The 13,282-nt window shown below is 40.0% G+C and carries 2 protein-coding genes; both read left to right on the forward strand.

The window, feature by feature from the left end; all coding sequences use genetic code 11:
• Window positions 1–5,386: LamG-like jellyroll fold domain-containing protein (locus ACKGJN_RS00005; protein ID WP_409537372.1), on the forward strand; the 5,386-nt coding region annotated here is incomplete at its 5' end.
• Window positions 5,387–5,954: 568 nt separating this feature from the next.
• Complete coding sequence (locus ACKGJN_RS00010; protein ID WP_409537373.1) at window positions 5,955–13,232, forward strand: LamG-like jellyroll fold domain-containing protein; 7,278 nt, start codon at window positions 5,955–5,957, stop codon at window positions 13,230–13,232.
• Window positions 13,233–13,282: the final 50 nt, after the last annotated feature.

The following is a 13,282-nucleotide window of genomic DNA, read 5'->3' on the forward strand; positions in this document are numbered from 1 at the left end:
CGGGTTGGGCAATGCTACTTATCAGGTAGTCATTCGGGATGCGGCAAATACCAATTGTACAATAACCCTAAATTCAAATCTTACAATCACACAACCGACGGCTTTAAGTGCAACTGTAACCTCAACAAATGTAACCTGTAACGGGGCCAATGATGGTACAATTTCAGTTACAAATCCTGCCGGTGGTTACGGAACTTTTCAATACAGCATCAATAATGGGGGGACCTGGCAGGATTCCGGAGAATTTTCCGGGTTGGGCAATGCTACCTATCACGTGGTCATTCGGGATAAGGCAAATACCAATTGTACAATAACCTTAAATTCAAATCTTACAATCACACAGCCTTCTCCACTTAATGGAGATATTTCCACCCAAGATATTTCCTGCTTTGACGTAAAAGATGGCAGCATTATTATTTCAAACCCTTCAGGTGGTTATGGGAACTTTGAATTCAGCCTGGATTCCATATCTTGGCAAACAGACGCCAACTTTGAAAATCTAAGCCCCGGAATTTTCACCGTATATATTCGGGATGCTGATAATTCGGAGTGTGTAGTCACTTTATCCTCTTCCGTAGAAATTTCGCAACCAGAAATATTAACATCTTCCCTGGTCTCTCAGGATAATGTAGAATGTAAAGGTTTTGCTACCGGAGCCGCCACTATAAACGCATCGGGAGGAACAGCTCCCTATACATATTCCTGGGGAGCATTTGGAACCGGAGCAACAAAAACCGATTTATCTGCCGGCACCTATTCTGTCATAGTTACTGATGCTAACGGATGTGAAACCCAGCCACTGGAGGTTGTTATAACTGAACCGAACAGTTTTATAGAAATTGCAAATATCTCTACCACCTCAGGTTGTCATTTGCAAAATAACGGAACGGCTACAGCAGAAGTTCAGGGCGGAACAGGAAGTTATAGCTATTTGTGGAGTAATGGACAAACAACACAAACCGCAACGGGATTAGCCCCAGGAAATTATTCTGTAACAGTTAAAGACGGGAACCTCTGTGAAACTCAAAAATCGGTAACCATAACTGCTCCGGCAGAATTAATAATTACAGAATTTCATACTACCGGAACCACTTATTTTGGATCGGAAACAGGAACATCCACTGTTCTTATTTCAGGAGGGACAGCCAATTACACTTTTTTATGGTCCAACGGACAAACAAGTCAAACAGCGAGAAATTTAGCGGCAGGCACCTATTCGGTCACCGTAACAGATGCAAATGGTTGTAAAAAAACCGGAAGCACTGAAGTTTTTGATGCTATAGCGGCAGACATCGTTGGTTCTTCAGTATGTGAAGACAAAAAATCTGAAATTCGAATCGCTAAATATAGTGCGATTAACGTAAGAGGGGGATCCGGTTCATATACCTACTCCTGGGATTTTGGGGCAGATGCCGTACCGGCAACAGCAACAGGCCCTGGTGAACATATTGTAGAATATAGCCAAATAGGTCAAAAGAATATCACTTTAACTATTACTTCCGGAAGTCAAACTTTTCAAACCACCTATGACCAATATGTAGCTATTTGCTTTAGTACATGCTCCTCACAAGATTTATCGGTTGGCGATATTTATATTGGAAACCAGGCTGGGGTCAGAATTACCGATACTGATTGTCAAAACAACCCTAATCCAACGGGTATTGCAATTTGGGCGGAAACACCATTTAACTCCCCCCGGTACACTCTCTATATGGAATATATTTTTTATATAACCCATTCTGATGGCAGGGTAACCACTGTAGAAGGCATTTATTGTGATCCGGATCAATCTACCCCTATTGGAGTAAAAAGAAAAATTGTAGACATCGATTACAATTGCAGTGATGCTGTCTCTATAGAAAAATTTTATCTGGCGGTTAATCAACAAGTAAATCGAGAATGTCTAGACGGAGCCCAACCCAAATGTTTTTCAACCGGTGAAGCCAAACTGGTAACTGCTCCCTTCTATGCATCGGCCATAGCAACAGAATTGCTTTGCAACGGTAGTTCAGATGGAAGTATTAGAATTCGTGCCACCGGTGGAATTGCTCCTTATCAATATCGTCTTACAAAAGACGGAGTTCCAAATGAGTTTCAAGCAGTAAATAATCAACCTAATCTATTTGAAGGATTGGCTGCAGGTACCTATACAATTGAAGTAAGGGATAACTCTGCAACCCCAAAAACTTTTAGCTTTTTAAGGGAAATAATTCAACCCACCGATCCTTTAATATTACAAGAATTTTCAAGAACTGATGTTACCTGTTTTGGTGGCTCAAATGGTAGTGCCACAGTGGTGGGTTCGGGTGGAACTCCAAAAACTTCTGGAAACCCTTATGTTTATGTCTGGGAGAATGGACAAACAACAGCCACTATTGGTAATCTGGCAGCAGGAGTTTATCCTGTTCGGGTTATCGATGCCAATGGTTGTGAAGAGTCCATAGATATTACAATTACCCAGCCAGAAATAATTCTGGCAAATGCCGGCCCGGATCAGGTTTTGTCATGTGGAAATAATTCCACCTATCTTCAGGCTGTTTATGATGTTTCAAATCCCGAATTAGGAACATGGTCCATAATAAATGGTCCTTCCGGGGCCAGTATTGATGACATTCACAATCCGCAAGCTATTTTTACCGGGGTTCAGGGCACCTACACCTTAAGATGGACCGTGCCTTGCGGCGCAACCGACGATGTTAAAATAACAATCAGCAACTGCAACACCGTAGATTTTGACGGAATAAATGACCATATTGATTTTGGCGACAACTTTAATTTAAGTGGAGACTTTACAATTGAAGCCTGGGTGAAACAAGATCCGGGAAAAACCGCGGGTATAAAAACCGTTTTATCCAAACGGGATGCAAATGATCTGACTGCCGGTTTTGACCTAATAGTTGAAGATAATATCCCGAAATTCAGATGGAACAATTCATCCCTGGAATCTTCATACCCAATTGGAACAGACAGATGGTATCATATCGCTGTGATAAAAGGTGGAACTAACGCCGGATTATATGTAGACGGGATTTTAGTAGGTACCGGTTCTCCAGGAACTCCATCAAATTTAACGCAGCCTTTCATGATTGGTGCAATGCATGATTCTGCTACCCCATTTATCCCTTCTAATTATTTCCATGGTTGGATCGAAGAAGTGCGTATCTGGAATACCGCGAACACTAAAGAACAACTGCGTTTTATGATGAATCAAAAATTGCAAAATATTGATGGAAAAGTCCGCGGCCTGGAAATTCCTGTCGATGTGCCGGGTAGCCTTGCCTGGGCTTCGCTTATAGGTTATTACCAATTAGAACTATCTGAAAATGGGCTAACCCCTGGAAAAATTGCAGGAAGCCCGGCTGGAAAATTAATTAACATAACAACTACCCAACAGCGTACTGCGCCTTTACCTTATATTTCAACCAAGGCAGGACAGTGGCATGCAGATGCCACCTGGTTGCGCCCGCAGGTTTGGGACCCGCCCCATAGTTTAGGTATTGATGGTGCAACTACCATCGATTGGAACATCGCAAGGATTTCTCACAATATAAGTTCAGAAGGAAAGAATATAAAAGTGCTTGGATTGCTTTCCAATGGTGAGAAACTCACTATTGCAAACACAATTGACCCCCTTAATGAAAATAATTCCGGACAATCCTTAACTGTTACGCATTACCTTAAATTAAACGGAATTATTGACCTTGTGGGAGAATCACAATTGATCCAAACGGATAGCTCAACCCCAGGCCAATCTATAGTTAGTATCCTTGAAGAATCCAGTACAGGTTTTCTGGAAAGGGATCAACAGGGAACTGCCAACAGTTTCAATTACAATTATTGGTCATCTCCGGTATCAATTCAGGAAGCCGCAAACAATTCCACCTATACAATTGGCAGTGTAATGTTGGATGGCACAAATACAGCGAACCCCTTAGGTTTAAGCTTTGATGACTGGCATGAATTTGCAGATGGTCCATACGCCACACCAAGAAAAATAAGCAATTACTGGTTATATAAATTCAGGGGTACCGTAAATGTTTATAGTGAATGGGAACGTGTTGGAAGCATCGGTACCCTACTTGCAGGGGAAGGTTATACTATGAAGGGAACTTCCGGAGGTGCCGCCATTGCCGATCGTCAAAACTACGTTTTTAAAGGGAAACCCAATAATGGAACCATTACCCTGAATATTGGAACAGATCAAAATTATCTATTGGGAAATCCCTACCCTTCCGCCATTGATGTGAATGAATTTATTTTAGATAACTTAAATGATCATGAGGATGGGGGTAATAGTGGGAACGTATTTAACGGCGCGGTATATTTCTGGGATCACTTTGCAGGAAAAAGTCATATATTATTGGAATATATAGGAGGTTATGCCACCAGAAACCTAATCGATGGTGTCCCTGCAGTTTCCAATGATGCACGTATTAACGCTAATGACTCAATAGGAACAAAGATTCCGGGACCATATATTCCAGTTGCACAAGGCTTCTTTATCAATACTTCCCTGGATCCAGAATTCTCTAATGGCATAAGTGTACAGGGCGGTGATGTTATTTTCAGAAATTCGCAAAGGGCATTTGTTAAGGAAACCAATGCTGAAAATTCTCTGTTCCTAAGGCCTGAAAACCCTACCAAAGGGGATGAGAAAATAGACAAAAGGCAAAAAATAAGGCTCGATTTTAGATCCCCAATGGGTTATCACAGGCAAATCCTTGTGGGTGTAGATGAAAATGCATCCGATGGTTTTGACCTTGGATATGATGCCCCCTTAAATGACTATAACGCAGAAGATATGTTCTGGATGATTGAAAATAATCGCTACGTAATTCAGGGAGTATCAAATTTTGACCTCACTCAGGTACTTAAACTGGGTGTGAGAATAAAAGAAGCAGGTGAACTTTCAATAAAAATCAATAAACTTGAAAACATATCAGAAGAAGTCAATATCTACCTTAAAGATAAAACTAACAGCACCTATCATGACCTACGGGAATCCAATTTCAAATTAAAATTGGAAAAAGGAGAAATCAATAATCGTTTTGAAATTGTATTTCAAAAAGAAAAAGATCCGGAACCAGATCCTGAACCAGAACCAAAGCCAATTGAAGAAATCAATCCTGAAATACTTCCTCCAGGGACCATTGATGTGATCTTTGCAGAAAATGAACATAAACTAATGATCTTAAACCCTTTTGAGATGAATATAAACCAGGTAGAAATATATAATATGCTTGGGCAAAAAATAGAATCGTTCACCTCAAATTCCAATCAAAAAGAAATGATAGTTCCGGTGAGAGAACACCCGGCTGCAATTTATGTGGTTAAAGTATATGCCGTTGAAGGTATGGTTTCCAAAAATATTCTTTTAATGAGATAGGAAAAGTTATTTTTCAAAAAGCATCATCCTGCTAAGATAAAAAGCTGCACCTTCCATTAAATTTAATTCTTAAAATTTAATGGAAGGTGCAACCTTTTGGTTTCAAAAAATTTCTTCACTAAGGATTTACCACGTGGTCTTACTAATTCTCGATTAATAAAGCAAGCCTTTATCAAGTAATCAACCCCGGTATCCCCTAGAAATAGAACCACTCAACATTTCAATACCTAAAAATAATTTCAAATTTTATTCTAAATCAGATTCCACTTTCTAATCCATATTTATTTGATTTAACCGGTTATTAACCTGAAGATCCCTGTTTAATTTCAAGCGAAAAAGAAGTGAGGTCATATCAGAATTCTATTATCGAAAAAATAATCTGCAAGAAATTTATCACATCAGATTAGTAGGAATAAATTTACAATCTACCTGAATATTTATGCTTTGAAGACAAAAAAAAGACCTTTCAACCCAAAAAAAGACACTTTTATCGATTATTTTTAAGACTAATTCCCTAATTTCTAAATTTTTATACATAATTTTACTAATTATTGTAAAAGTTTAGAGTATGGGAAAAATTACTCCACGAGTAAAAGCTATTCTTGTTGTTATTACATTTTTAGGTTTTACCAATTTAATCTTATCGGAAAATAGTATTCGTTTGGAGAATTTTATTGAGAAAAAAGTTTTTCCAAAAGAAATTACAATAGTTCCTGCTATAGAGACCTCATTGTCTGAAGTCGCTGAGACAGAAAGTTACAAAGCGACCAATAAATTCTATGAGGATGGGAAAGCAGATTTTGCCAAACCGGTTATTACTTTAGCATCTTCCAATGTTTCCGTTTGCGAAAATACCATAACAGCCTCTTTAAATTATACATCAACCAATGAGCCCAATACCTATAGCATAAATTATCATGATCCAGCTTTTACAGATGTAACTAATGCAACCCTATACGCCGGATCAATTCCGTTGGTTTTTCCACAAAACCTGGCCCCGGGTACTTATACGGCAGTTTTGGCGGTATCCAATAGCACCCATACCAGTGATCTGGTAAATTTTACCGTTACCATTAAACCATATCCCATAGTTAATAGCATAGAGAATCAGTCTGTTTGTAGAAACAACACCATTCCCACCATACAATTCTCCGGGAATGTTGACGGTGCCATTTACCAATGGACAAATGACAATACAGCCATAGGACTTGCTGCCAGCGGCACAGGAGATATTTTATCTTTTACTGCAACAAATAATTCCAGCTCCATTATCTCTTCCCAGATCACCGTAACCCCCTCTGGAAATGATTGTGAGAGTGTGCCCACTTCCTTTACAATTACAGTGTATCCAGAGCCAACAGTTACCAAGCCTGGAAACCTTATAGCCTGTAATAATGCTTCTGTTTCGGCTATAAATTTTACAGGAAGCAGTGTTTCAGGAACAACCTACAAATGGGTAAATAATAATCTTTCCATAGGGTTGGCAGATAGCGGTACGGGGAACATTCCTTCGTTTACCGCAACCAACACCACAGCAGCACCTGTTACTGCTCAAGTAACGGTTACCCCAGTGGCTAATAATTGTGAAGGAACACCTCAAACTTTTACGATAACCGTTAACCCTACTCCGGTAGTGAATAATACTGCAAATATTGTAGCTTGTAATAATACTTCAATATCTGAGATAGCCTTTGGGGGAAGCAGTGTTGCAGGAACTACCTACAAATGGACAAATTCTAATTCCTCAATAGGTATACCCACAACCGGTTCCGGAAATATTCCCGCATTTACTGCAATAAATACTTCTAATTCTCCTGTTACTTCAAATATTACAGTGACTCCTGTCGCCAATAATTGTGAAGGAACCCCTCAAACTTTTACCATTACTGTAAATCCTACCCCTGCAGTTACAAAACCGGCTGATATTATGGTCTGTGATAAAGGAACAGTTGCAGCAACAGAATTTTCTGGTAGCAGCATTTCCGGCACTTCTTATAATTGGGTAAATGACAACCTGGCCATAGGATTGACTGGAAGCGGTACGGGGAACATTCCTTCGTTTATAGCAACCAATACTACTACGGCGCCAATAACCGCGAACATTACCGTAATACCAGTAGCAAATAATTGCGAGGGTACTCCCCAAATATTTACAATTACAGTTAATCCAACAGCAACTGTAAATAAACCGGAAAATATAGTTGCGTGTAAAAGCGAAATTATCTCCGGAATTACCTTTTCCGGAAGTAGTGTCACCGGGACAACCTACAAATGGATCAATGATAATACCTCAATTGGCCTGGCTGCTACAGGAAATGGCAATATCCTTTCTTTTGCTGCTACAAATACAACCAATTCACCTCTCACGTCAAACCTAAAGGTAACGCCGGTAGCCAATGGGTGTGAGGGAACACCACAGGTATTTACAATAACTGTTAATCCTGAAACCACTGTAAATTCACAGGATGATATTTTTGCCTGTAATGAAGAATCCCTTCCCACAACTGTTTTTTCCGGAAGTCAAGTTAATGGAACTGTCTATAATTGGACTAATAATAATACATCAATTGGCCTTCCCGCCAGCGGAACCGGGGATCTTCCTCCTTTTATTGCCACTAACAACACAAATGAAATTTTAGTGGCTAAAATCACTCTCACTCCTGAAGCCAATGGTTGTGCAGGAGTAAGCACTGAATTTGATATTATTATTTACCCCTCTATATTTATAAGTGCACCGGAAATCACGGTGACCCCCGTTGGGTGTAATGGAGAATCTGACGGAGTGATAACTATCGGGCAGGTGTATGGAGGAAACGGAACATATCTTTTCTCTATTGATGCGGAAAATTTTGGCAGTTTAAAGACTTTTACCGGACTTGCTGAAGGTTATCATACTATTTATATAAAGGATACCCAACGCTGCAGTTTTGAAACGGAAATTTATGTGGGACAACCGGATGCTCTTGCTATGCTGGATCCTGGATCTACCCCAACTACCTGTTTTGGAGCAAGTGATGGCACTGTAACAGCTGGAACGGTAACAGGAGGAAATGGAGATTATCTATATTCTGTGGACAATACTAATTATGTTACCACAACAACTTTCACAGGTCTTCCGGCAGGAACCCATACCATTTTTGTAATGGACAGCCAAGCCTGTTCACTTCAAAAGACGGTAACGATAACCGAACCTGATGTCTTGAAAGGTTCATTATCTAAAACCGATGTAAATTGTTTTGGCGCAAGTACCGGGGAAATAAAAATCACTAATCCTTCCGGAGGAAGTGGACAATTTCAATACCGAATCAATGAAGGTTTATGGCAAGGAACAGGAAATTTTTCCGGTTTATCTGCGGGAAATTATAAGGTTTCCATAAGAGACAAAAACAATCCAACCTGTATAATTGTATTAAGTGAAGCATATCAGATAAGTCAGCCTGCAGAAGCCTTAGCGGCGACAGTCACTACAACAAGGACAACTGTATATGGCACCGCTACCGGCAGCGCTACAGCTAATCCTACCGGTGGATCTCCCGGATATATCTATGAATGGAAGAAAGCGGGACAGACAACCCAAATTACTAAAACGGCAACCAACTTATCAGCAGGTATTTATGAACTAATCGTTACAGATAGTAAAGGTTGTAAATTAACATCTCAGGTAGAGGTCATAGATGCTATTGAAGCTTTCATTTTAACGCGTAGTACCTGTGAAATAGAGGACAATATTGATGCAATTCGTACCTTTTATTATAGTGTAGAAGATGGAACTGCTATGGGGGGTGTAGGGCCGTATACTTATTCATGGGATTTTGGAGTTGATGCAATAAATCAATTCCGAAGCGGTATAGGGGAATTTTGGGTAGATTATTCGACTATAGGAAATAAAATTATTACACTCACTGTTACCGATAGTACCGGTGCAACCTACATTACAACCCAGGAACAATATATTGGAAAATGTTACAATCCATGTGGAAAATCCAGCAATATTGAATTTGATCCCAACAATATATATATAGGGTATTCCAATGGAACCCGGATGGAAACAACTAGCCCAGATTACTGTAACGACAATATACCCAAATACATTTTTATACAGGTAGATAAAAGTGCTAACATTTATAATCCTTATATAGAACTTGGGTTTATCATCTCAAATGATATTTCTGAAGTATCAAATCACTATTATGTTAATGGATGCAGAAGCGGGGATGACATTGATGAAGATCAGACCGTAAATCAACCTTTTCGTGTTGGTGGCTTTATAAAATTGACACTTGATCCAATTATAATTTCTTGTGGAGATAATCTTAATATAGACACTTTTTATACCACCTGGACCAATGTGTCAAAAAAGGAATGTGGCGCGAATAATAATAAATTTTGCTTTTCTACAAATGAACCAGTTTTCGTACCTACGGAGCTTAGAGCGGAGGCTACGCCAACCCCTATTTTATGTAAAGGTGACCTTACCGGAACAATAACCGTCAAAGCCTCTGGAGGATTTGCGCCATATAGTTATAAGTTAACAGAAAGTTCAGTATCTCAATCACAAAATCTATTCGTTAATCTTGCAGCGGGTGATTATACAATTTTTGTTGAAGATGCAGCAGGAAAAAAAACTACCACTGCTGCAACTGTTCTTGAACCAGCCACTTCTATATCAGGAACAGTAGTGGCTACAGCCCCTTTGTGTTACGGTGAAACCGGAGAGGCTACTGTAACACCAACAGGAGGTACCCCCTTTACTTCCGGTGATAAATATCAATATTTATGGAATGACGCTAATCAGCAAACAACTGCAACTGCTACAGGATTAACAGCAGGCAATTACACAGTAACGGTAATTGATGCCAATGGTTGCCAGATATTAGAATCGATTACCATAACAGAGCCCCAACAATTAACCCAGGCTACCGCGGGACCAGACCAATCCTTTAACTGCGGATTTCGGTCAACGATTCTTGCTGCCAACACACCCCTAACAGGAGAAGGAACATGGACAATAATTTCATCAAATGGCGGGACTATCGCTGAACCTAACAATCCAGCTTCGGCTTTTACCGCTAATGCAGGTTTACATACTTTAAGATGGACAATAGCCCATGCCGACGGGTCCTGTGCAAATTACGATGAAGTAAACATCACTTTTGAAGACGCCTGTAGCACTTTGGATTTTGACGGAGTCGATGATTATGTTTATTTTGATAACCATTACGGATTAACAACCGGATCCTTTACCCTGGAAGCCTGGGTAAAACCAAATTCGCTAGGTGGAGTAAAAACCATACTTTCAAAAAGGAATTCCCAAAACCTTGGAGAAGGCGGTTATGATCTAATCATCAACAACGGAGCTCCTACCTTTAGATGGGGCAACTCCTCAGTCTCCACCTCCAGCAAACTGGCCACAGACAGATGGTACCATATTGCCGTAATCTATAAAGATTCCAATGTACAGTTGTACGTTGACGGAATTAGGGTGGGCTCAGGTTCTGCAACCAACCCCACTTCCGTTGACTATCCTTTCCTCATCGGGGCAATGCATAAACCCGGACCACAGGATAAACCGCAAAATCTTTTCAACGGCTGGATAGAAGAGGTCCGGATCTGGAATTCTGCTATTAATGAAGAACAACTGCGATTCCTTATGAATCAACGTGTGGTGCTTAACAGCGCTCCTCTTAGAGGAACTGTACTTCCATTAGATGTACCCGGAACATTGGCCTGGACAAATTTACAGGGATACTACAGGATGACCGGCAATACGGTTTCCAACGGTATGACAGCAGCTCAATCTGACAATAAAGTAGACGGGGAGCTTAGGAACATCGAAACCACTCAGCAGAACACAGCTCCTCTGCCTTACACTTCAAATTCGGCCGGTACATGGAGCGATGATACTATCTGGCTCAGGCCTGAGGTTTGGGATGCTCCAAACAGCCTGGGCATAAACGGTGAACCCATTGATTGGAATATCGCCCGCATTTCTCATGACATAAAATCTGGCGGTAAAAATCTCACGCTCCTGGGCTTGTTATCTGAAACCGGAAAACTTGAAATGGCTAACCCCAATGAGGCTCTGGACGAGAACAATGCAGGGCAAGGTTTATTTATAACCCATTACCTAAAACTTGATGGGGTTATAGATCTTGTAGGTGAATCTCAATTAGTTCAAACAGACATAAATCCAAAACAAACCATTTCCAGTACTTTGGATGAAGCCAGTTCTGGTTATATAAAAAGGGACCAGCAGGGAACTTCAAACAGTTTTAACTACAATTACTGGTCTTCTCCTGTTTCCCTACAGGGTGCAGCAAATAATTCTACTTATACTATTAAAGGGGTGATGAAAGACGGAACAAATTCAGCCAACGCTACTCACACTGACCTTAGTTTTGGAGCGTGGCATGAATATGCGGACGGACCCAAGAGTAATCCCCGTAAGATCAGTAACTACTGGTTATATAAGTTCAGGGGTACAGCAAATGTTTACAGTGAATGGAAACATATAGGCAGCACCGGAGTTTTAAATGCTGGTGAAGGATATACCATGAAAGGAACTTCGGGTACTGCCGCGATAGAAGATCGTCAAAATTATGTATACAAAGGAAAACCTAATAATGGAGTAATCAATTTGACCATTGCCTCAGGGCAAAACTATTTGCTGGGGAATCCTTATCCATCGTCTATAGATATTAATGAATTTATCATGGACAATCTAAAAGATGTTGCCGGAGGTAGAAATACAGGTAACGTATTTAATGGTACAGTATATTTCTGGAACCATTTTGCAGGTGGGAATACCCATATTTTACTTGAATATATTGGAGGCTATGCGGCCCGGAATCTTTTAGGCGGAGTTCCTGCGATTTCCAATGATTCCCGGGTTAATGCAAATGACGAAAAAGGAAGTAAAATCCCGGGAAGATTCATTCCTGTTGCTCAGGGCTTTTTCATCAATTCCTCACTGGAAACCGAAACTGCCGGAAGCATTACCGTGGATGGTGGAATGGTAGTTTTTCGAAACAGTCAGCGTGCATTTGTAAGGGAATCCAAAACAAATACAGGAAATTCGGTTTTTCTTCGTCCTGAAGAGAACACCAAGGAAGTTGAAAAAACTGATACAAGAGCTAAGATCAGGCTCGACTTTAGATCCCCAATGGGATATCACAGGCAAATTCTTGTGGGCGTAGATCCAAATGCATCCGATGGTTTTGACCTTGGTTATGATGCCGCTTTAAATGACAATAATTTAGAGGACATGTTCTGGATGATTGACGAAAAGAAATATGTTATTCAGGGAGTATCAAATTTTGATCCGATTCAAGTATTTAAACTGGGTGTGAAAATAGCCGAAGAAGGTGAACTATTGATAAAAATCAATCAACTTGAAAACATTTCTGAAGAAGTTAATATTTACCTTAAAGATAAAACCGAAAGTACCTACCATAACCTTAGAGAATCCGATTTTAAATTGATTTTGGAGAAAGGGGAAATAACTGAACGTTTTGAAATTGTATTTCAAAAAGAAAAAGATTCGAAACCGGATCCAAAGCCAATTGAAGAACCCAATCCAGATTTCCCTGAAACACTTCCTCCGGGAATCATCGATGTGATCTTTGCAGAAAATGAACACAAGCTTATGGTATTAAATCCTTTTGAGATGAATATAAAAAAGGTAGAAATATATAATATGCTTGGACAAAAAATAGAATCTTTCACCTCAAACTCCAGTCAAAAGGAAATGATAGTAGCGGTAAGGGAGCACCCGGCTGCGATATATGTGGTTAAAGTATATGCAGTTGAGGGTATGGTTTCCAAAAACATTCTTTTAATGAGATAGGAAAGGTTGGATTGCAAAAAAACCTGAAAGTTCTTCAACTTCCAGGTTTT

The sequence above is a fragment of the Gillisia xinjiangensis genome (assembly GCF_046298265.1).
Lineage (GTDB): Bacteria > Bacteroidota > Bacteroidia > Flavobacteriales > Flavobacteriaceae > Gillisia > Gillisia xinjiangensis.